Annotated in this window: 17 protein-coding genes; 12 read left to right on the top strand and 5 right to left on the bottom strand. The window is 59.0% G+C overall.

Annotation, left to right across the window (positions count from 1 at the left end):
• Positions 1–12: 12 nt before the first annotated feature.
• Positions 13–735: a response regulator gene (locus G5332_RS08435; RefSeq protein ID WP_216979694.1), complete on the bottom strand. Its 723-nt coding sequence runs from the start codon at positions 733–735 to the stop codon at positions 13–15.
• Between the two features lie 199 nt (positions 736–934).
• Between G5332_RS08435 and G5332_RS08430 the strand changes: the two genes are divergently transcribed.
• Complete coding sequence (locus G5332_RS08430; protein ID WP_005355311.1) at positions 935–1,285, top strand: hypothetical protein; 351 nt, start codon at positions 935–937, stop codon at positions 1,283–1,285.
• A 177-nt stretch (positions 1,286–1,462) separates the two neighbouring features.
• Here the strand turns inward: G5332_RS08430 and G5332_RS08425 are convergent, their stop codons facing one another.
• Both G5332_RS08425 and G5332_RS08420 read right to left on the bottom strand, forming a co-directional pair.
• Positions 1,463–1,882 carry a hypothetical protein gene (locus G5332_RS08425; protein WP_139406620.1) on the bottom strand — a complete coding sequence of 140 codons (420 nt, stop codon included), beginning with the start codon at positions 1,880–1,882 and terminating at the stop codon, positions 1,463–1,465.
• A 99-nt stretch (positions 1,883–1,981) separates the two neighbouring features.
• Positions 1,982–2,896, bottom strand: a complete 915-nt coding sequence (locus G5332_RS08420) for a LysR family transcriptional regulator (protein WP_043821788.1) — start codon at positions 2,894–2,896, stop codon at positions 1,982–1,984.
• Between the two features lie 258 nt (positions 2,897–3,154).
• Between G5332_RS08420 and G5332_RS08415 the strand changes: the two genes are divergently transcribed.
• From G5332_RS08415 to G5332_RS08380, 8 genes are all read left to right on the top strand, one after another.
• Entirely contained in the window at positions 3,155–3,487 is a 333-nt protein-coding gene (locus tag G5332_RS08415; protein ID WP_013723379.1) for a hypothetical protein, read from the top strand.
• Positions 3,488–3,517: 30 nt separating this feature from the next.
• Positions 3,518–4,204 carry a pirin family protein gene (locus G5332_RS08410; RefSeq protein ID WP_108541868.1) on the top strand — a complete coding sequence of 229 codons (687 nt, stop codon included), beginning with the start codon at positions 3,518–3,520 and terminating at the stop codon, positions 4,202–4,204.
• Positions 4,205–4,243: 39 nt separating this feature from the next.
• Positions 4,244–4,636, top strand: coding sequence for a DoxX family protein (locus G5332_RS08405; RefSeq protein WP_005336513.1), 393 nt, complete (start codon positions 4,244–4,246; stop codon positions 4,634–4,636).
• 258 nt (positions 4,637–4,894) lie between these two features.
• Entirely contained in the window at positions 4,895–8,248 is a 3,354-nt protein-coding gene (gene recC / locus G5332_RS08400; protein WP_421311222.1) for an exodeoxyribonuclease V subunit gamma, read from the top strand.
• A complete protein-coding gene (gene recB, locus G5332_RS08395) occupies positions 8,248–11,856 on the top strand; it encodes an exodeoxyribonuclease V subunit beta (RefSeq protein WP_421311221.1) in 3,609 nt (1,202 codons plus the stop codon). Before recC ends, recB begins: the two co-directional genes overlap by 1 nt.
• On the top strand, positions 11,853–13,916 hold the full coding sequence (gene recD / locus G5332_RS08390; RefSeq protein WP_421311220.1) for an exodeoxyribonuclease V subunit alpha: 2,064 nt from the start codon (positions 11,853–11,855) through the stop codon (positions 13,914–13,916). Before recB ends, recD begins: the two co-directional genes overlap by 4 nt.
• An 89-nt stretch (positions 13,917–14,005) precedes the next feature.
• Positions 14,006–14,371 (top strand): hypothetical protein, encoded by a 366-nt coding sequence (locus tag G5332_RS08385; protein WP_139734584.1) that lies wholly within the window; start codon positions 14,006–14,008, stop codon positions 14,369–14,371.
• Positions 14,368–15,510: a PcfJ domain-containing protein gene (locus G5332_RS08380; RefSeq protein WP_216979686.1), complete on the top strand. Its 1,143-nt coding sequence runs from the start codon at positions 14,368–14,370 to the stop codon at positions 15,508–15,510. The genes G5332_RS08385 and G5332_RS08380 overlap by 4 nt, the downstream gene beginning before the upstream one ends.
• A gap of 280 nt (positions 15,511–15,790) precedes the next feature.
• Here G5332_RS08380 and G5332_RS08375 read toward each other — a convergent pair whose 3' ends face one another.
• Complete coding sequence (locus G5332_RS08375) at positions 15,791–16,189, bottom strand: VOC family protein (protein ID WP_016352226.1); 399 nt, start codon at positions 16,187–16,189, stop codon at positions 15,791–15,793.
• 75 nt (positions 16,190–16,264) lie between these two features.
• Here G5332_RS08375 and G5332_RS08370 point away from each other — a divergent pair, with 75 nt between their 5' ends.
• Together G5332_RS08370 and G5332_RS08365 are read left to right on the top strand one after the other, a co-directional pair.
• Complete coding sequence (locus tag G5332_RS08370) at positions 16,265–17,161, top strand: helix-turn-helix transcriptional regulator (protein ID WP_266135480.1); 897 nt, start codon at positions 16,265–16,267, stop codon at positions 17,159–17,161.
• Between the two features lie 190 nt (positions 17,162–17,351).
• Positions 17,352–18,350 (top strand): sensor domain-containing diguanylate cyclase, encoded by a 999-nt coding sequence (locus G5332_RS08365; RefSeq protein ID WP_216952682.1) that lies wholly within the window; start codon positions 17,352–17,354, stop codon positions 18,348–18,350.
• Positions 18,351–18,425: 75 nt separating this feature from the next.
• Here G5332_RS08365 and G5332_RS08360 read toward each other — a convergent pair whose 3' ends face one another.
• Positions 18,426–19,052 (bottom strand): porin family protein, encoded by a 627-nt coding sequence (locus G5332_RS08360; RefSeq protein WP_421172987.1) that lies wholly within the window; start codon positions 19,050–19,052, stop codon positions 18,426–18,428.
• A gap of 1,276 nt (positions 19,053–20,328) precedes the next feature.
• On the opposite strand from G5332_RS08360, the gene G5332_RS08355 reads away from it, so the two are divergent.
• On the top strand, positions 20,329–21,093 hold the full coding sequence (locus tag G5332_RS08355) for a helix-turn-helix domain-containing protein (RefSeq protein WP_005336490.1): 765 nt from the start codon (positions 20,329–20,331) through the stop codon (positions 21,091–21,093).
• Positions 21,094–21,178: the final 85 nt, after the last annotated feature.

Below are 21,178 nucleotides of genomic sequence, written 5' to 3'. Positions count from 1 at the left end.
AAAGGTCACCGCTTATGCCTGCGTCACGTCGGCGGAGAACATATAGCCGCCACCCCAGATGGTCTTGATCAGCTCCGGATTCTTGGGATCCCGCTCCAGCTTGCGGCGCAGTCGACTCACCAGAGTATCGATGGCGCGATCGAAGGCCACCGCCTCGCGGCCACGGGCCAGATCCAGCAGTTGATCCCGGCTCAGCACCCGTTGCGGGCGTTCGAGAAACACCTTGAGCAGATCGAATTCGGCGGTGGAGAGGCTGAGGCCCACCCCATCCTCATCGACCAGCTCCCGGCGATTGACGTCGAGCAGCCAGCGATCGAAGCGCAGATCCCGGGTCAGGGTGTCAGCGGCAGGTTGTGTCTCGGCTTGGGTGCGGCGCATCACCGCCTTGATCCGCGCCAGCAGCTCGCGCGGGTTGAAGGGCTTGGCCAGATAGTCATCGGCCCCCATCTCCAATCCGATGATGCGGTCGGTCTCTTCCCCCATGGCAGTGAGCATGATGATGGGCAGGTTCGATTTGACCCGCAGCTCGCGGCAGAGGGTCAGACCATCTTCACCCGGCATCATCAGATCCAGCACCAGCAGGTCGAACTCCCGCTCCTCCAGCAGTCGCTTCATCTCCTTGCCATCCCGGGCGCAGCTGACCCGCAGGCCGTGCTGTTCCAGAAAGCGTTTCAAGAGATCGCGGATCTCGCTGTGGTCGTCGACCACCAGAATGTGGGTGTTGCCCTGGTTCATGAATACCTCCCCTTCTTGGCGTTGGCCCGAGTATACGAAAATCCGGACGGCGGTTTGTGTCAAAGTGTGCCAGATCCGCACGATGCCACACTCTGCTACAAAAAAGGGCGATGCTGGCAAAGTTCAGACACCGATAGGGTGTTTACTTGAGGGCAAGGCAAGAGCGCCGAACCAGAATCATCCCTACAGGAGATAGACCATGAAAAAGCTGACCAAAACCCTGCTGACCGCCACCCTGATCCTTGGCCTGCCGCTGGGTGCCTATGCAGCCAGTGAAGCAGCCCCCACTGGCCAGCCCGGTGCCATGGTGGATTGCCCGATGGACGGTGGTGGCATGATGGGTGGCAAACACCACGGTGGTCGCCACGACAAGATGGCCCGCATGCAGAACATGACCCCGGAGCAGATCCAGGCCAACCTGCAGCAACGTTATGACCGCATTGAAGATCCGGCCAAGAAGGCGGAGTTTATCAAGAAGCTCAACGAGCGTGCCGCCGGTATGACCAAGCACGCCGAAGCGATGAAGCAGTTCGCCGAAGCGAACCAGTAACAGCGCCAGCTGTTATCAACCCAAGGGTGGCCGAGGCCACCCTTTTTGTGTTTACTGCGTTGAGTAGCAGATTGGTTAAACGCTGGTGATAGCCAATAAATGAGGGGAGCCTGATGCTCCCCCTCTTGCTATCTGTGCCGGTGCGGGTGTGCAACCGACTTCACCGGACGAGCGAACTTAGCCCTGAGCCTTGTCGGTCAGGTCTACTTTCTTGACGGTTTCGCCTTCGAACTTGATGACCACGTTTTTCTTGGCTGCGTCGGTATCTTTCAGCAGGGTTTTGGTGGTTTCTGCCAGCAGCGGAGAGGCCTTCTTCAGGGCATCCAGGTCATAGGTCCACACTTCCAGACCGGCCTCGGTCTTGGTAGAGGCAGGAGCGCCCAGTTTCTCTTTGACTGCCTGCTTGTTGGAGCCGCCTTCTTTGATATCCAGCGCCTTTTTGATGGCTTCGTTGGATGCGCTGTCCATGGCACCGGATACGGCAGTGCTGGCCGCATCCTTGACGCTGCTGGTGACGCTGTCGGTCAGCGAATCCATCAGGCCGGCATTGGCAAACAGGGGCAGGGTGGTGAGGGCAACCAGCAAACTCTTTTTCATTTTCTACAGCTTCCATGGGTTCAATGAGGCGGCTATGAAATCAGCAAAGATATTGGGCGTCAAGTGAGGCATGCAATTAACATTTCTGTTAACTGGATCTCATTTCTCACCAGTTGCAAATAGTTTTGGTATCTCCCGCACCAGCCAGCTTTTGGCCTTGCCCATGGTGTCTCGCCGCCAGGCCAGCACCACCTGCAATTGATGGCGATATTCGGGGCTGATCACCTTGAGCCGACCGGCCCGGATGTCTTCCTCAATCCAGCTCTGTGGCATGGTGCCGACGCCGATCCCTGCCAGCAGGGCATCCCGTTTCTCCGTCATGGTGCTGACAGTGAGGCGCGGCTGCTTGTCCAGCAGGCGGTAGGTGAGAACCGGTTTGCGCAGGGCTGTGTCGGCCACCGCGATGGCGCGGTAGCGGCGCAGGGTCTCGTCGGCCAAGGGTTCGGGCTCCTGATGCAGCGGGTGATCGGGATGGGCGACGTAGAGCATCACCTCGTCCTTGATCACCTGATGCTTGATGCCGGTCATCATGATGTCGGGGTTGATGGAAGAGATAAGCAGGTCGGCGCGACCATCTTCCAGACACTCCCAGCTACCCGCCAGCACCTCGGCCCGCAGCCGCAGTCGGGTATCGGTCTGTTCGGCCAGCTTCTCCACCAAGGGGTAGAGGGCCTGCACCGGGACCAGCGCATCGACGGCGACTGTGATGTCGGTCTCCCAGCCACGGGCCAATGCCCGGGTCTCTCCCACCAGATGCTCGGCTGCCTCCAGCAGGACCCGGCCGCGCTCCAGCAGCATGCGCCCCGCCGGGGTGAACTTGGTGCGGTGGCCGCTGCGGTCAAACAGCATGGCATCCAGTTCGTCTTCCAGCTTCTGCACCGTATAGCTCAATGCCGAGGGCACCTTGCCCAGCTCGTCGGCCGCCGCCGCAAAGCTACCGCGGCGGTCGATGGCATCCAGCACCCGGATTGCCTCCAGGGTCAGCGCCCGCTCCTTGTTCGATTCCTTGGCCATTCCTCACCTTCAATTTTTTTGAATATGTTTGCCAGTTTATCTCGCTAACAAGTTAGGTCATGTCACTTTAATATTCAATCAACGCTTAGGCAGGAACGTCGAGCGGCCAAATATGCGGGTAGTTCCGCACTGTGACACACCAAATCGGTCTGTCTGACGTCGGTGAAAGAACAACACACTATTTGAATAACCTCTTGCATGGATGCATTGATTCTGGCCGAAAAGGCCTTGGCAATGACATATAAAACAAGAGAGTGAATGAACATGAAAAACGTAATCAAGATGCTGGCCGTTGCAGGCCTGATGACCACTGGTTTCGCCCAGGCTTCCGTACCGGCTGACTTCAATGCCATGCCCGGTGTGCTGTTTGTGAACTGGAACGCCACTGCCGCAATGGATGGCAAAGCCAATCCGATGCTTGAAGTGCGTGACGAGTCTGGCGATCTGCTGGCATCGGTCCACGCCAACCTGACAGGCACCCAGCAGGTGCGGATCCCGAGCCGTACCCAGGGCAACCTGACCGTCAGCCTGGCTGACCAGAGCAGCGAATACCGTATTCCGTTCGGTATCGGTAGCGGCAAACAGCGTTAATCAACCGTCCCGGTAGATGAGGAGCACACCATGATGCAATTGAGAGCCGCAGAAGCGCGGGGCAAGGCCAACTTTGGCTGGCTGGACGCGCGCCACAGTTTCTCCTTCGGTCACTACTATGACCCGGAGTGGATGGGGCACTCGGTACTGCGGGTGATCAATCAGGATCTGGTTGCGCCGGGTGGCGGATTCGCCACCCACCCTCACGCCAACATGGAGATCCTCACCTGCGTGCTGCAAGGCACCATAGAGCACAAGGACAGCCTCGGCCATGCCGAGCAGATCCCGGCAGGGGATTTCCAGCTGATGAGCGCAGGCAGCGGGATCCGCCACAGCGAGTACAACCCCTCGCAGACGGATCCTCTCTCCCTGTTGCAGATCTGGATCGAGCCGAACGAGTTCGGCACGCCACCCGGGTATCAGCAGAAGAAGATCGAGTCCAGACCGGGCATGACGCTGGTGGCGTCACCGGATGGCGAGGCGGGATCGCTGCGGATCCGCCAACAGGCCCGCGTATGGCGGCTGGAACTGGCCCCGGGCGAGGCGCTCGAATGGGCACTGGCTGGCCGACACGGTTACCTGCAGATGATTTCAGGGGAGTTGACCGCCAACGGTCTGGCTGCCCGACCCGGCGACGGGGTACTCAGTCGTGATGAATACCGGTGGGAGCTGGTTGCGACCAGTGCCAGCCAAGCTCTGTTATTTGACCTACCCTGAAGCAGTCAGCGGTGATGTGACACAAACGAGGAATATGAAATGGACAAGATGAAAGATGTAGCGCTGCTGGCGGGTCGTGTACTGCTGGCGCTGATGTTCGTAATGGCGGGCTGGAGCAAGATCGGCGGCTATGCCGGTACTCAGGGCTATATGGAAGCGATGGGCGTGCCGGGCTTTATGTTGCCGCTGGTGATCCTGCTTGAGCTGGGTGGTGGCCTTGCCGTCGTGCTGGGTCTCTTTACCCGCAGCCTCTCCGTGCTGCTGGCCGGTTTCACCCTGATGGCTGCCTTTATTTTCCACTATCAGCCTGCCGAACAGATGCAGATGCTGATGTTTATGAAGAACGTCTCAGTGGCCGGTGGTTTCCTGGCGCTGGCGGCGGCCGGAGCAGGGGCTTTCAGTGTGGATGCCCGTCTCGGCAAAAACTGGTAATGCCCTGAAGAGTCAAGTTTTCCAATGCCTTTTGGCCGGTGCAACTGCACCGGCTTTTTTCTGTCTGCGTTTTCCGGATAGGTGAGGCGGTGCGTCAAATCTGCGGCGCCCCTCATGGTTCAGCGGTTTACCCGCCTGCTGGCCACAAGAGCCTTTTGCATCTTCCCCCCCGATCCCTGACAATTCCCTCTCTTGTGAAGTGATGGAAATGGCTCGCCTTTTCCCTCGCCCCCTCTCATCCACAGGCGGGAATTGCTCATGTTTACCCTCTACCACTCCAATCAGCTGGATCTGCTCAAAGAGCTGCTGGTGAGCCGCATCCGGCAGGCCCCTCTCTCTCACCCCTTAGATCGGGAGCAGATCCTGGTGCAGAGTCCGGGCATGGCCCAGTGGCTCAAGCTGGAGCTGGCCAAAGCGTTCGGCATCGCAGCCAATATCGACTTTCCGCTGCCCGCCAGCTTTATCTGGGAGATGTTCACCCGGGTGCTGGCGGATGTACCGCGCCAGAGCCCCTACAACAAGGGCTCAATGAGCTGGCAGCTGATGACCATTCTGCCCGCCTTGCTGGATCGCCCCGCCTTTGCCCCGCTCGCCGCCTATCTGGGCGGGGGAGATGAGGAGGAGCCTGCCAAGGAGCCCGAGCAGGTGCGGTTGTGGCAGCTCTGCCAGAAGGTAGCGGATCTCTTTGACCAATATCTGGTCTACCGGCCGGACTGGATCGCCCGTTGGGAAGAGGGGGAAGGATTGAGTCAGGAGCTGGCCGGGGTGAGCGGTCAGGATTGGCAGCCGGAGCTGTGGCGCGAGCTGGTGGCACGCACGTTGGCGCTCTCTCCGAGTGGCTACCACCGCGCCAACCTCTACGAGGAGTTTATCCACGAGCTGGAGCGCACCGCCGATCTGCCGGGCAAGCTGCCGCAACGGGTCTTTGTGTTCGGCATCTCGGCGCTGCCGCCGCGCTATGTGGAGGCGCTGCTGGCCCTCGGCAGCCGACCGGAGGTGGAGGTGCACCTGTTCGTCACCAACCCCTGTCGCTACTACTGGGGGGATCTGCTGGATCGCAAGACGTTGGCGCGCCTCGAAAACAAGCTTAAACCCGGCACCGACATCGAGACACTGCAGGGCCCCGCCAACCCGCTGCTCGCCTCCATGGGCAAGCTGGGGCGCGACTACCTGCATCAGCTGATGGAGCTGGAGGTGCCGCAAATCGAGGCCTTCGTCGATATCGACGAGGTGGATAGCAAAGGCAATGTTAGCCTGCTGCGCGCCATCCAGAAGGATGTGCTGGAGCTGGCAGAACGGGGCGCCGGTCAGTTCGATCTCGACAGCAGCCGCCACAAGAGCCCCATCGATCCGGCGGATGGATCCTTGCAGATCCACGCCTGCCACGGCCCGATGCGCGAACTCGAGGTGCTGCACGACCGGCTGCTGGCGCTGTTCGAACAGGATCCCACCCTCACCCCGAAAGATGTGGTGGTGATGATGCCGGATGTGAACAGCTACGGCCCCTACATTCAGGCGGTGTTTGGGGCGCGCGGCCAGATCCCCTTTGCGGTTTCGGATCGGGCGGCGAGTCAGGAGAGCCCGCTCCTGCAAAGCTTCCTCGCCCTGCTCAGGCTGCCCAACGCCCGTTTCGGGGCCGGGGAGCTGCTCGCCATTCTCGAGGTGCCCGCCATGCTGCGCCGTTTCGAGCTGGATGACGACGAGTTCAACCAGCTGCGGGTCTGGGTGCAGGAGACCGGCATCCGCTGGGGGCTGGATGACGGCTATCCCGTCCGTTTCGATCTGCCGCCCATGTCCGGCAACAGCTGGCTGTTCGGCCTGCGCCGCATGCTGCTCGGCTTTGCCATGGGGGATGGCGAACCGGTGGCGGGCATTCTGCCCTACGCCGATATCGAGGGGCAACAGGGGCTGGCACTCGGCAAGCTCGCCTGGTTCGTCGACTCGCTGGCCGAATTCCTGCCCCGCCTGCAACAGGCGCAGCCGCTGGCCGAGTGGAATGCCTGCCTGCTGGCGCTGCTGGAGCGCTTCTATCTGGCCGACGAAGATGAAGAGCGTCAGCTCCAGCTGATTCGCAGCCAACTGGCCGAGTGGCAGACCCGGCTTGGTGAAGCCCGTTTCGAGCAGCCCATTACCGCTGACCTGTTGCAGGATTACCTCGGCAGCGTGCTGGGGGAGTCCCGCTCCAGCCAGCGCTTCCTCGCCGGTCAGGTCAACTTCTGTACCCTGATGCCGATGCGCTCCATCCCCTTCAAGCAGGTCTGCCTGCTCGGCATGAACGACGGCGTCTACCCGCGCACCCTGGCTCCCATGGGGTTCGATCTGATGGCGGTGGCGTCGCGGCGGGGGGATCGCTCCCGACGCGATGATGACCGTTACCTCTTCCTCGAGGCGCTGCTCAGTGCCCAGCAGGGGCTCTATATCAGTTATCAGGGCTTCAGCGCCCAGGACAACAGCGACAAGGTGCCGTCGGTGCTGCTGGCGGAGCTGATCGACTATGTACGACAGGGCTTTGTGCTGGCGGGGGATGAGGATCTCGACGACGAAACCTCCGGCAAGCGGCTGCTCAACCACCTGATGGTGGCGCACCCGCTCACCCCCTACAGCCGCAGCTACTTCTACCCGGAGGCGGGTTCGCGCCTCTTTACCTATGCCGCCGACTGGCTACCCGCCCTCAATCCGGTGCGCGGCGCGGCCAACTTCCAGAGCGGCGAGCTGCCGCTGCCCCCCGAATGGGGCAAGGAGCAGGGGCTGGAGCTGGCGGAGCTGCTGCGCTTCTATCGCCAGCCCACCAAATATTTCCTCAACCGTCGCCTCAAGGTGTGGTTTGAACTGAACGATGCCAACATCGAGGACAGCGAGCCGTTCGAGCTGGATGGCCTGCAACATTATCAGCTGAAAGATCTGCTGCTCGATGCCCATCTGGCGGAAGGGGATAGTACCGAGCGTCGCGAGCGATTGCAGCTCACCGGCCTGCTGCCGCAAGGGTGGTTCGGCAGCCTGCTGCTGGACGATCTGGATGCCGAGATGGGCAAGCTGGCGGATCGGCTGCGGCCATGGGTTGCTGCCAGTGAGTCAGAAAAGCAGGCGGTGGAGATCGATATCTCCCTCACTCAGGGTCAGCTGCAAGGGTGGATCGACACCCAGAAGGGGCGCTTGCTGGTGGTCAAACCCGGCAGCTTCAACGGCAAGGATCTGCTGCTGGGCTGGATCCAGCACCTCTGCCTCTCATTGAGCGGCGCTCCCGGCGACACCCTGCTGTTCGATGCCAAACAGAGTCTGCGGTTAGCCAAGCTCTCGGCTGACGAGGCACGCCCCAAGCTGGCGGCGCTGGTGGCGTGCTGGGCGCAGGGGATGAAGCGGCCGCTGCCCTTCTTCCCCAATACCGCCTGGGATTGGCTCAAGGCGGTCGAGAAGGATCCCGACAAGCCGGAGGCGGCCGACAAGGCGGCTCTCACCCGTTTCAACGGCGGCTGGATGATCAATGGGGAGGGGCAAGACGTTTACGTCGCCCGCTGCTTCCCCGAACTCGATGACGAGGTGCTGGGGCAGTTGCAGGCGCTGGCCCGTGAACACCTGACCCCGCTGCTCAAGACCCTGGAGGAGCTGAAATAATGGCTAACCCGCTCAATACCCTGCGTTTTCCCCTCCATGGTGAACGATTGATCGAAGCCTCCGCCGGTACCGGCAAGACCTACACCATCGCCGGTCTCTATCTGCGTCTGCTGCTGGGCCATGGCCCGCTCATCGAAGAGGGGGCTGATGCCGGTCAGCCGAGTGCACACGAGCGGCCGCTCTCGGTGACCGAAATTCTGGTGGTGACCTTTACCGAAGCGGCCACCGCCGAGCTGCGCGGGCGGATCCGCGGTCGCATTCACGAGGCGCGGCTCGCCTTTATGCGCGGCCATAGCAGTGACACCCTGCTGGCCCAACTGCTGGACGAGGTGGCGGATCACGAGTTGGCGGCCCGCCGCCTGCTGGCCGCCGAGCGGCAGATGGACGAGGCGGCGGTCTTTACCATCCACGGCTTCTGCCAGCGGATGCTCAAGCAGAACGCCTTCGAGTCAGGCGCCCTCTTCGAGACCGAATTTCTCACCGACGACAGCCAGCTCAGGCTGCAGGCGGTGAGCGACTACTGGCGTGCCGAGTTCTATCCGGTGGATAAAGCCCTCGCCAGCGCCGTGCGCGCGCTCTGGCCGAGCCCCGCCGCCCTGCTGCGGGAGATGGGCAGCTGGCTCGACAACAGCGAGCTGGAGATCCATCCCGCGCTGGGGGATGAGACCCTCGCCGCCCGCCATCAGGCGGCCATGAGCCGCATCGCTGCGGTGAAGAGCGAGTGGCTGGCGCAGACGGACGAGATCCGCCGCCAGACGGATGGGCAAGTAAGCCGCTATACCGGCAAGAACTACGAAGGCTGGCTTGCCAAGATAGCCGACTGGGCGCAAGACGAGGCCAGTGGCTATGCCATCCCCAAGGAGCTGGAGCGCTTTGGCCAGACGGTGCTGGAGGAGAACCTCAAGAAGGGGGGCGCTGTGCCGACCCAGCCGCTGTTCAGTCAGATAGACGAGCTTCTGGCCAGCCGCCCCGGTATTCGGGATCTGATCCTGCAACGGGCCGCCAAGGTAGTGCGCAGCCGGATGCAGGCCAGCAAGCGGCAGGCCCATCAGCTCTCGTTCGATGACCTGCTCAAAGATCTCGACGGGGCGCTCGGCTCCAGCCTTGGCGAGCGGCTCTGCGAGCGGATTCGCGCCACCTACCGGGTGGCGATGATCGATGAATTTCAGGATACCGACCCCCAGCAGTACCGCATCTTCCATCGCCTCTACGGCGGCCACACCGACACGGCGCTCTTGATGATCGGTGACCCCAAGCAGGCCATCTATGGCTTTCGCGGCGCCGACATCTTTACCTACATTCAGGCGCGGCGAAATGTGAGCGCCCACTACACCCTCGGGCGCAACTGGCGCTCCAGCAGTGCGCTGGTAGGGGCGGTCAATGGCCTGTTCGAGCGGGCCAAGGATCCCTTTATCTACGAAGCGGATATCCCCTTCTTGCCGGTGGAGGCGCAGGGCAAGAGCAAGGCGCTGCTGCTCGATGGCGTCACCGCCCCCGTGCTCCACTGCTGGCAGCTGACCGGCCAGCCCACCTTCAATCGGGGGGATTACCAGAGCAAGATGGCCCGCGCCACCGCCGCCGAGATCCACCGCCTGCTGACCCTGGCCCGCGAGGGCAAGGCATTGATCGGTGACAAGGCGGTGAAGGCCGGGGATATCGCCGTGCTGGTGCGAACCGGCGCCGAGGGCAAGCTGGTGCAGCAGGAGCTGGCGCGGCTCGCCATCGCCTCCGTCTATCTGTCGAACCGCGAGAGCGTGCTGGAGCAGACGGAGGCGCGGGAGATCCTGCTGATCCTGCATGCCTGCCAGAACCCGAGCGAAGAGCGCAGCCTGCGGGCGGCGCTTGCCACCGGCCTGTTTGACCTCGATGCCAAGGCGCTCGATGGATTGGCCAGCGACGAGCGGGCGTGGGAGAGCGCGGTGCAGGAGTTTATGGAGTATCGCAAGATCTGGCACCGCCGCGGCGTGCTGGCGATGTTGCGGGCCCTGTTGCACCGGCGCAATCTCGCCTCTTCGCTTTTGGCGAGCCCCTATGGCGAGCGGCGGCTGACCAACTTCCTCCATCTTGGCGAGCTGCTGCAACAGGTGAGCAGCGAGCTGGACGGGGAGTACGCCCTGCTGCGCTGGCTGGGGGAGGCGGTGAGCCGCCCCAACGGCCAGGATGCGGAGCAGGTACTGCGCCTCGAATCCGAGCGCAAATTGGTGCAGATAGTCACCATCCACAAATCCAAGGGGCTGGAGTATCCGCTGGTGTTCCTGCCCTTTATCTGCAGCCACAGAACTGCCGAGACCCCGCTCTATCACGAGGCGGATGAGGCGGGCAATCGCACCATTCTCGATCTGACCGGCGCCGAAGGGTCTTTGGCGGAGGCAGACCGCGAGCGCCTTGCCGAAGATTTGCGGCTGCTCTATGTGGCGCTGACCCGGGGCGTCTATGCCACCTGGCTGGGGTTGGCGCCGGTGCGGGCGGGGGCTGGCAAGTCGGAGAAGACCGACCTGCACCACACCGCCATCGGCTACCTGCTGCAAAAGGGCGAGGAGGGGGATGCGCAGACGCTGGCCACCGCGCTGACCGAGCTGGCACAGGCGCTGCCCGGGGTGGCCGTCGGTGAGCCCTCGCTCACCCGTCCGGCCCCGCTGCCGCCAGAGGAGGAGCAGTTGGGCGAGCCGCAGGTGCGCCACTTTAGCGGTTCCCTTGAGCGGGACTGGTGGATCAGCTCCTACTCTGGGCTGGCGGCGCAGGGCCACGGTCACAGCAAGGGGGTCTTGGCCAATCCCGGCTTCGATGACGAGGTAGTGACCGAGGCGGCCGCATTGGCTTCCGAGCAGCCGGAAGAGGCGCCCCAGCCCTCCATCTTCACCTTCCCGAAAGGGGCGCGCCCCGGCACCTTGCTGCACAGCCTGTTCGAGACCATCGACTTTCAAAGCGCCGCGGGCGAGCCGCTGGCAGAGCATATCGCCAGTCTGTTGCTGCAAGACGGCTTCGACGAGAGTTGGGCCCAAGTGCTGCAACAGCAGGTGGAGGCGGTGCTGGATACCCCGCTGGAAACGGGCTTTGGCGAGCCGGTGCGGCTGCGGGATCTGGCCCCCGAGCGCAAACAGGTGGAGCTGGAGTTCTTCCTGCCCATGGGGCGGGTGACGGCTCCGGCGCTGACGGCCCTCTGCCAGCAGCACGACCCGCTGTCGCGGGGCAACAAACCGCTCAGCTTTGCCACCGTGCAGGGGATGCTCAAGGGCTTTATCGATCTGGTGTTCGAGTGGCAGGGGCGCTGGTATCTGCTCGACTACAAATCGAACCACCTCGGCATGAGCCCCGCCGATTACAGCCGTCCGGCGCTGGAGCGGGCGATGGCCGAGCACCGCTACGACCTGCAATACCAGCTCTACTCGCTGGCGCTGCACCGGCTGCTCACCCTGCGCCTGCCGGACTACGACTTCGAGCAGCACTTTGGCGGCGTCTTCTATCTGTTCCTGCGCGGTATGCCGCAGGGGGGCATTTTCCATACCCGCCCGAGCCGTGAACTGGTGTCGGGGCTGGATAAGTTGTTTAGCGAAGGTTGTGAGACACCCACAGCAGGATCTCATCCATTGAACGAGGTAGAGGCATGAGCGGCACCATGATCAGCACCGCAGCCAGCGCAATGATGGTTGAACGGTTGAAAACACTGGCGCTGGCTGGCCGCATCCGCCAGCTGGATCTGCAATTTGCCAGGCTGGTGGCCGACCTTGGCGGCAGCCCCGAGCTGGTGCTGGGGGCGGCGCTCACCTGCTTCGAGCTGGGGCGCGGCCATGTCTGTCTGCCGCTGGAGATGCTCGCTGCCGGATCCCTGCGCCCGTTCGGACTGGATCCCCAGCAGAGCCGGGATCTGTTGCTGGATCTGGCGGATCCTGCCCGCTGGCCCGCCCTGTTTGCGGCCAGCCCCTTGGTCGGCTGTGAGCAGGATGACGGGCTCGTCCCGCGCTGGCCGCTGCGGCTGTGGCACGGGCGGCTCTACCTCACCCGCTACCACGATTTTGAACTGGGGGTGGCCCGCCATCTGCGTGCTTTGAGCGAGCGAGCCGAATGGCCGGAGATTGCCCCGGCCCTGTCGCGGCTGTTTGCCCGCGACTACGCTCTGGTGTTCCGGGCTCTGCTCAAAGCCCGCCTCTCCCCCGACTTCTCGGCCCGCCACTTTATCGAGAAGTATCTCGATCTGGTGTTCCCGAGCGAGGTGGATTGGCCCGCCATCGAGGGGCTGCTGGCCAGCGCCCAGGCGGCGAGCGACTTGAGCAAGCTGGATACGCTGGTGCCCGAGGCGCTCTGCTGCAACGGCCAGAAGCTGGCGGCGGCCACCGCGGCGGCGCGCCCCTTTGCGGTGATCTCCGGCGGCCCCGGCACCGGCAAGACCACCACGGTCGCCAAACTGCTCGCCATTCTGGTGGAGACCGGCCTGCAAACAGGCAAGGCCCCGGCGATCCGGCTGGTGGCCCCCACCGGCAAGGCGGCGGCGCGCCTCACCGAGAGTATCGGGTCTGCCCTGCAGGCCCTCGATCTGCCCCCCGAATGGGTGGAAGCGATCCCCACCGAAGCGGGCACCTTGCACCGGCTGCTCGGGGTCATTCCGGGGCGCAGCCAGTTCCGCCACCACAAAGGCAACCCGCTGCACCTCGACTTGCTGGTGGTGGATGAGGCCTCCATGGTCGATTTGCCGATGATGGCGCGCCTGCTTGATGCGCTGCCAAGCCACGCCCGCCTGATCCTGCTCGGCGACAAGGATCAGCTCGCCTCGGTGGAGGCGGGGGCCGTGCTCGGCGATATCTGCAGCTTTATCGAACAGGGCATCAGCCCGGCGCAGGCGGATTGGCTATCCCGCCAGACCGGCTACCGCCTGCAGGGCACGCCCGCGGGGGCACCGGTGCGCGACAGCCTCTGTTTGCTGGCCAAGAGCTGGCGCTTTGATCAGCATTCCGGCATCGGTCAGCTGGCGCGCGCCTGCAACAGCGGCGATGCCGCGGCGGTGGAATCGGTCTGGGGCATGGGCTTTAGCGATATCAGCCTGCACCCCTGGGCCGGAGAGGCTTACGACGCCCTGATTGCCCAGGGGGTAGCCGGTTACGGTAGCTATCTGAAGGCGGCCCGCGCGGGGGAAGCGCCCGCCGCCGTGTTCAAGGCATTCAACAGCTTCCAGATCCTCTGTGCCCTGCGAGATGGCCCGTTCGGGGTGCTGGGTCTTAACGAGCGGCTCGAACTGGCCCTGTCACGGGCTGGCCTGATTGCCCGCGACGGCGACTGGTATGCCGGTCGCCCGGTGATGGTGGTGCGCAACGACCACGGGGTCGGTCTCTACAACGGCGATATGGGGCTCTGCCTGCCCGACGAAAGTGGCCGGCTCAAGGTCTGGTTTGAGCAGCCGGACGGCACCTTGCGGGCGCTGTTGCCCAGCCGTCTGCCACCCCACGAGACGGTCTACGCCATGACCATCCACAAATCCCAAGGCTCCGAGTTTGCCCATACCGTGCTGGTGCTGCCCGACAGCCCGAGCCCGCTGCTGACCCGCGAGCTGGTCTATACCGGCATCACCCGCGCCAAGGCGAAACTCGATCTCTACGGCGATCGCGCCCTGCTGGCACAAGCGGTTCGGAAAAAGACCGAGCGTTATTCTGGATTGGCGGAGAGGTTGGGGGAGTGATGGATTGGACGGCGGTAAGGGGAGATTGCCGCAGAATGTAATGAGTTACGAGTTTTTATTGCCAATGCTTTAAATAAAGAGGAATGTTTATGCAAACAGAGTATATAGATGTTCTTAAATTAATATTGTCATGGCCAACTATAGTGCTAATCGCAATTCTTGTACTAAGAAAACCAATATTGGATATCGCATCGAGGTTAACTTCCAGTGATAATGCGAAAATAAAACTAGGTGTAATTGAGGCAGATCTAGGCACGCTGACTAAAAAAGGAAATGAGGTCATAGATAATTTGAATAGGCTAAATGTGGTGATGGCAGAAAGTAGGTTGTTTGAGCTAAATGTAACTTGTGATAAATTAAAAACTATGTTTAGTGAAGAAGAACACGAAAGAATGCAACAGCATATATCTGCTCTACAAGAGCTACTGTCTCGCGTCAATAAGGTTGAAAAATGAAAGTGTTATCATTTTCAAATCGAGTGGTAATATCTTTTTATCCTTTATTGAAAATGGTAATGGATATTAGATTTTTGGATAAAGACCATCAAGTAAAATTGTATGATGAAAACATGGAATTCGAGGCTAGTTATAACGTTGGTCTCCCGGTCTTATCTATGTTTCCTGATGTAATCAAGAAAAATGAATTCTTCACTAATTTGATAAATAATGACTTTATTAAGTCGCTTACTCATAAACAGTCTCTTTTTTCAAACGCACTTGCTATTTACCCTGAATTAATGGATGTATTTAGAACTTCACCGACATTAGCATGGCTGATTTGTGTCAAGTTATATGATGAGTCATCTGCACATGTTATGCATCACTATGCAAGACTTAAGAGAAAGGAAATTTTAACAAAAATAGTCGGCTCAGAGGTGGGTGAGCGGCATGTTAAGTTTGTCGGTAAAATTAGAATATTAAATGGCAGTGAACATGAGGCTGATGAAATAATTAAGGCTATAAAAAAGGATGATCTTGTCGATTCATTTAAGCACGAAGAGAAAGTATTTGTTTCTGATATATATGTGCTTAATAGTTATCCATCTTTGATAGGCTCTAAAATAATACATGGTTTTAATAAAGGTATAGATAATAGACTTGGAACCTATAAAATTGGTGTCAATAAAATCAATGAATTATATATGGACACTATAAATATCGGTGCTCATATTGGGATAAAAAATAGCTCGCATATCGTCAGGTCATGCAAGTCTGCGCAAGAATTGCTTAAAGTTCATGATGGTTGGGTTGATATTTTAAACAAGAACAAAATGTTTTTGGAGCATGATGAGCCTCTTCCAATTTTAGATATTGAACATCCAGATTTTATGTCCCAGATCTGCTCTATCAATCAACTTATTCAAGAAGGAATTGAAATGGAGCATTGTGTTTTTACATATTTAGATAAGTTGAGAGATAGAACCTCATTCATCTATAAGGTTATGGCGGGAGAGCGGGTGACAATGGAGGTTGGACTTAGAGGAAAAGAGGTTTATATCAAGCAGATTAAGCTACGGAAAAACAAAGACCCATCGTTAAAAACAACTAATATGTTGTTCGAATTAGTAAAAGAGATAAATAAAAGAACAATATAATAGCAACTTAATTTGACATTTTCTGAAGTCATATCTTCGCGTAGAGCTTTCTTATGTTGGGCTTCGCAGGCTCAGCACCAACCTACCGATCGTGTAGGTTGGTGCTGAGCGCAGTGAAGCCCAACGTTTACCGCGAAATCTCTTTTTCCTTTCCCTTATCCCCAGCCCTTCTCCTCCTTTTTTAATAAACGGGAGAAGGGAGCAATGCCGTTACCGTTGTCCGATTACGCTTCGCTAATCGAACTTACGAGAGGGCCAGGGTGAGGGGAGCATTCAGGGATTAGATGGTCAGCTCCAGCCGATTGCCTTCAGGGTCGAGGAAGGTGCTCTCGTAATAGCCGTCGCCGGTCCAGCGGGGGCCGTCCAGGTGTTTCACCTCGGCGCCCTTGAGCAGCTTGAGGCGGGCGGTCATCTTGTCCACTTCCTCCACGCTGCCGAGGGAGAAGGCGAGGTGGGCCAGCCCCTGCAGCGGGTGCGGCAGGTGCAGATCCGCCGGAAACAGTATGGGGGTGTGCATCAGCTCCAGGCTGGCGCCCCCTTCGAAACGCACGAAGTAAGAGCTGAACTGTTTGCTCGGGTTGTGATAGCGCTCATTGGCCTGCCCGCCAAACAGGGTGCAGTAGAATGCCTTGAGTGCCTCCAGATCCTGCGCCCAGATGGCGACGTGATGGATATGCATGGCTGGTCTCCTGTGACTCGATGCCCTTGATGCTATGCTGGGGCCTGTCCCTTCGACATGGCTGAGCCCGTCCTGATGATGTCTGAAACTGCCAACACCGAGATTATCGATGTCTCCCCCGACTGCCGCGAGCAGATCTGCTGTGACAGCCTGTTGCCGGCCCTCGCACAGGAGCAGGTGTGGCTGGCGGGCTATTCCCGTCTCAAGAGCCGCTACCGCATCGCGCGCCGCTTTGCCGATATGCACTGTTTTCTGCTGACCCTGGGCGGTGAGGGGGAGGTGCAGGTGGGCGATCGCCGCGAGCGGTTGCAGGTCGGCGAGTGGGCGCTGATCCCGGCCGGGGAGCCAATCTGCTATCAGTTGAGTGAGCCGTTGAACCAGCAGGTGAATAAGGGGAGTGAGTGGGAGCTGGTGTGGCTGCTGCTGCACAAGGATTCCCCCTGGGATGCCTTCGCCAGCCACCCCCGGCTCGGTTGTACCTCCCAGCAGGCCACCGTACTGCGCACGATCGAGAACCTCTATGCGGAGCAGGAGCGCCATCAGGACCCGCTGCTCAGCGCCCTGCTGGTTGAGCAGCTCGGCTTTTACCTGCGCCGTCTGTTGCAAAAGGGGGAGGGGCAGCGGCGTGGCGAGCGGCTGGCGCTGCGCCTCGAATTGCTGCTCAAAGAGGCGCTGACCGAGCCGTGGGACATAGCGCGCATGGCCGGCGCCCTGCATCTCTCCGAGCGCCAGCTCTACCGGCTCTGCCAGCAGCACTTCGCGCTGGCGCCCATGGCGCTGCTGCAACGGCTGCGGCTGCAGCGGGCGGCGCTCTTGCTGGCCAGCCGGGCCGACCCGGTGAAGCTGCTGGCCGAGCAGTGCGGCTTCAAGAACGAGTACCATTTCTCCACCGCCTTCAAACGCCAGCATGGCCTGGCGCCCAGCCACTATCGCAACCTGCATCATCCTGCCTTTAAAACCGGACAAGGGTGAAATATTGAGCCACACTGGTTGCTAATGTTATTCAGACGAACCCGATGGCGGCCGATAACCGGAACAAGTAGTGGCGGTTTTCATCGATCAACGGATAGCGGACTGTGCAGCCGTCTGCCGCTATCATTTCTCAACATCAGGCTGGAATGCCCCGCGCCCCAGCGGGGCGGCAATACAAGGATGGTCTCCCATGCTGCAGGACAGCGACACGATCAGGATCTCGGATGTCAGCGAAGCCGTGGTACATGGCATTCTCGAGGTGATCAGCGATGGCATCTGGGACTGGAATGCCAACACCGGTTTCGTCTATCGCAACCCGGGCTGGTACCGGATGCTGGGCTACGAGCCCCATACTCTAGGCAACAATGTCTTCACCTGGGAGAGTGTGATCCACCCCGACGACATGGATCGGGTGATGGCGAGCTTCGATGCCTATCTGAGCGGCGCCGCCCCCGACTACCGTGTCGAGTATCGCTGCCGCAGTCGCGGCGGAGACTATATCTGGATCGAGGATTGCGGCCGCATCATAGAGCGCAATCCCGATGGGTCTGTGGCGCGGATGATCGGCGCCCATCGCAATATCCACGCCAGCAAGTTGCTGCTGGAGCAGCTGGAGCTGCGCAATCAGTCGCTGGAGCAACTGGTGGCGGAGCGCACCGCCGAGCTGGTGCGAGTCAACGAGGCACTGCAACAGAGGGTGGAGGAGAATCGTCAGCTGGCGGAGACTGATGCCCTGACCGGTGCCGCCAGCCGCTATCGGCTGGAGCGGGCGTTGCAGCTGGAGTGCGAACGGGCGCGCCGCTTTCACTTGCCTTTTACCGTGATTGCCATGGATGTGGACAACTTCAAGCAGATCAATGACAGCTATGGCCACAATATCGGGGATCAGACCCTGATCAACATAGTGGCGCTGGTGCGCGACCATATCCGCGAGATTGATCTGCTGGCTCGTTGGGGTGGCGACGAGTTTATGGTGCTGCTGCCCAATACCGGCCGTGAAGATGCGTTGGTGGTGGCGAACAAGTTTCAGGCGTTGATGGTGACGAACCCCATCTGTCCCCGCGGTGTCACCACCATGAGCTTCGGAGTGGCGGAGTATCAGCAGGGTGAGCAGAAGGAGAGTCTGATGGTGCGTGCCGATCGGGCGCTCTATCAGGCCAAGCAGCAGGGCAAGAATCAGATCTGCTGATGGCACATCAGCCAATAGAAGGGCCGCAGGCGTGAAACCTGTGGCCCTTTTGCATTGTTACTGACGCGGCGCGACTTAGAAGTGGTAGCGCAGACCCAGCTTGAGGGTATCCAGAGAGTAGTGCTCATCACCCAGGCTCAGGGCGTTGAACTGGCGCTCGTAACCGATACCGGCAGAGAAGCTGTCGTTGAAGGCGTAGTCCAGACCCACTTCCAGATTGGGGTGTACCTTGCTCTTGGTTTCGCTGCCACTTACCTGACCGCTCATACCGAGGATGGTGGCATTGCCGACAACTTCCACTTCGGTGCGAGTGTAAGCGATACCCGGTTTGGCATAGGCGCTGAAGCCCCAGGCCAGCGGATGGCTCAGCTTGGCGGCCAGGCTGATGCTGCGGGTGTCGATGGTGGTGTCGGCAAAGCCGGTTGCAATCGGGGAGGTCACCCAAGTCAGCTGATCCATCTGCTGGGCGTGCAAGCCACCTTCAATGGCCAGCCAGGGTTTGAAGCTGTAACCGACGATCAGGCTGCCGCCGTCGAGCTGGTCGTCGATCACTTTGGCGTCATAGGCGCGCTGGAGGTCACCGTCGAGATCCATCTTGGAGGTGGTCAGATCCAGACCTGCATACCAGCCTTCGGCATGGGCGCCGCCATTCATGGCCAGAGCAAGCAGGGAGAAAGCGGCAATTTTATTAAACTTGTTCATGGATAAATAACCTTGTGTTGCGTGAACTGCGTGTAATTTATATTGCTCAATCCATGAAGCTTTTTATATTTCCGTCATCGCTCAGCTTTCACAGAGGGGCCGCAGTATAGTCAGCACATTTCTGAATAACAAGAGAGTGGTTTCCCCATCATTATAAATATGACTGGCTGCAAGCAGGGCCATTTTGTTTAATAAATGGTGTTATTAGAGTTTTAGCTTTATTGAGGTTTAAATAATTAACTGGTGAGGCAAATGACCGGCTGCGAGTTCTATTTTGATTCTATGTGATTGATTTTTATCAGCATTGAATTTTCATTCGAGCGTGGCCATGATGAGCCGTCTAAAAATTGGCATCTCAGATGTCACTGATTGGCATCAGGTTCTTTTCGATGATTTTTTGAACGCATCACAAGGTGAAACCGTGAGAAAAAAATTTCTCTCTTTGCCTGTTTTTTGCTCTTTTTGAGGTTTGGGATTGTTCCCATTGTAACTTTTGGTGGTCTTTTGAGGCTGTTTTTGCGTGGGCTATGCTACCCACCAGATACGCGAATGGGCGCTTGTGGGTGGCTTTTCTCTTCACCCGGTAGCAGTTGTTGGGGTGGGCATGGGGTGTGATAAGCAGATATGGGGCGTGCGGCCCGATTAATTTTGTTTGCTTATATATGCAAGCCATTTAAAAGATAAGTTTTTGATGTTTTAAATTACTTGATTATATTTGTTTTTATATTGAGTGAAGCTTTCCAAGTAAGCCATTTAAATATATTTAATGGCAATGAGACGGTATTAAGGATCGTTTAGGATACCTTGCCAGAGAGGTCGTAGTGGCTGGCGCATCAGTGGGCGGCGGGTGGCCTGTGACACTTCCCCTTGCCGGGGCCCTTGACCTGACCTGCGAATTCAGGGAAAAGAAAAGGGCGGTGCTATCAGCGCCGCCCAATGCCAGGAAAGAGAAAAAACCTTGCGGTTTAAAAGATAAAAATTTGGAAGCAAACAATCGATTTCTCAACCAGGAAGGGTCTTGAATTCGATACGTTTCGATTATGCGCGATGTTCTATGCAGCACTAGCAAAATGTTTGCGGGTTGAAAGATATGCACTGTCTGGTGTCAGATTTTGCGACCTCATCGTTCAACTGGTCTGTCCTGATGGGCGTTGTAGGCGATTTTTTCTCTAGGCTGTTTTTTCGGTGTCAATATCTGAGCCTTGAAGGTAAAAACAGGTCAGAAGCTGACTCGGCATAACCATGCAATGAAAGTGCGATAACAAGGAAGAGTGGCATGACCTACAGCCAGACCCTGGCCAACAATATTCTCGACACCCTGAAGAAGACCCTGACCGACAAGGGGATCCGCTATCAGACCCTGGCAGAAGCCATGGGTGTCTCCATCGCGACCGTGAAACGGATGATGAACAAGCCCTCGCTGCCGTTTGATACTCTGCTGGAGATCTGCCATCTGGTGGGTCTCTCGTTCGAGGAGTTGCTGGATCGCACTCAGGACGCCCAGAGCCGCCGCGCCGTCTTTACCCAGGAGCAGGACGAGGCGTTTCACAATGAGCCGGGGCTCTACGCTTTTCTCGCCAATATCTTCTGGCGCGACAAGACGCTGATCGATCTCAAGCGGGAGTACGGCCTGACCGATGCCTCCTGCTACCTCTATCTGCGCAAGCTGGAGAAGCTCGGCATTTTGCAGCTTGGTATCGACAACAGTTACCACTTCCTGATCAGCGAGCGGATCAGCTTCGAGCAGCACAGCCGTTTCGCCCGCCAGCAGGCACGGCAGGCGATGTCGGTGCTGGGGGAGTATCTGGTGGAGAACATGCACAAGTCGAACAACTATATGGCGCTCTGCCAGTTGCACCTCAACGAGGGGGAGGCGATGGCGCTGATCGACCGGATGAAGGAGTACTGGCATCAGGAGATCAAGCTCAACCGCCCCGCCATCGGCCAGCAGGAGCACGCCAAGACCTACACCATGTCGCTGCAACTGGCCGACTGCGGCTACCAGAGCTTCGACGACATGATCCCCAATATCGACAACTGATCCCGGCGGATCCTGCGGGATCCGCCATGTTGGAGTTTGGTTATTCCGTGAGTTGAACGGTATGCGATCTGCTTGCGACCGGTTG

This window comes from Aeromonas sp. 603757 (assembly GCF_049171255.1).
Taxonomy (GTDB): domain Bacteria; phylum Pseudomonadota; class Gammaproteobacteria; order Enterobacterales; family Aeromonadaceae; genus Aeromonas; species Aeromonas veronii_A.
This window is presented reverse-complemented; position numbering and strand designations above follow the sequence as displayed.

Coding starts and splice junctions, on each gene's coding strand:
- G5332_RS08425 (WP_139406620.1), bottom strand. CDS start 1,882: ATGAAAAAGAGTTTGCTGGTTGCCCTCACCACCCTGCCCCTGTTTGCC.
- G5332_RS08370 (WP_266135480.1), top strand. CDS start 16,265: ATGATGTCTGAAACTGCCAACACCGAGATTATCGATGTCTCCCCCGAC.
- G5332_RS08355 (WP_005336490.1), top strand. CDS start 20,329: ATGACCTACAGCCAGACCCTGGCCAACAATATTCTCGACACCCTGAAG.
- G5332_RS08380 (WP_216979686.1), top strand. CDS start 14,368: ATGAAAGTGTTATCATTTTCAAATCGAGTGGTAATATCTTTTTATCCT.
- G5332_RS08360 (WP_421172987.1), bottom strand. CDS start 19,052: ATGAACAAGTTTAATAAAATTGCCGCTTTCTCCCTGCTTGCTCTGGCC.
- G5332_RS08375 (WP_016352226.1), bottom strand. CDS start 16,189: ATGCATATCCATCACGTCGCCATCTGGGCGCAGGATCTGGAGGCACTC.
- G5332_RS08435 (WP_216979694.1), bottom strand. CDS start 735: ATGAACCAGGGCAACACCCACATTCTGGTGGTCGACGACCACAGCGAG.
- G5332_RS08365 (WP_216952682.1), top strand. CDS start 17,352: ATGCTGCAGGACAGCGACACGATCAGGATCTCGGATGTCAGCGAAGCC.
- G5332_RS08385 (WP_139734584.1), top strand. CDS start 14,006: ATGCAAACAGAGTATATAGATGTTCTTAAATTAATATTGTCATGGCCA.
- G5332_RS08410 (WP_108541868.1), top strand. CDS start 3,518: ATGATGCAATTGAGAGCCGCAGAAGCGCGGGGCAAGGCCAACTTTGGC.
- G5332_RS08430 (WP_005355311.1), top strand. CDS start 935: ATGAAAAAGCTGACCAAAACCCTGCTGACCGCCACCCTGATCCTTGGC.
- G5332_RS08415 (WP_013723379.1), top strand. CDS start 3,155: ATGAACATGAAAAACGTAATCAAGATGCTGGCCGTTGCAGGCCTGATG.
- recC (WP_421311222.1), top strand. CDS start 4,895: ATGTTTACCCTCTACCACTCCAATCAGCTGGATCTGCTCAAAGAGCTG.
- G5332_RS08405 (WP_005336513.1), top strand. CDS start 4,244: ATGGACAAGATGAAAGATGTAGCGCTGCTGGCGGGTCGTGTACTGCTG.
- G5332_RS08420 (WP_043821788.1), bottom strand. CDS start 2,896: ATGGCCAAGGAATCGAACAAGGAGCGGGCGCTGACCCTGGAGGCAATC.
- recD (WP_421311220.1), top strand. CDS start 11,853: ATGAGCGGCACCATGATCAGCACCGCAGCCAGCGCAATGATGGTTGAA.
- recB (WP_421311221.1), top strand. CDS start 8,248: ATGGCTAACCCGCTCAATACCCTGCGTTTTCCCCTCCATGGTGAACGA.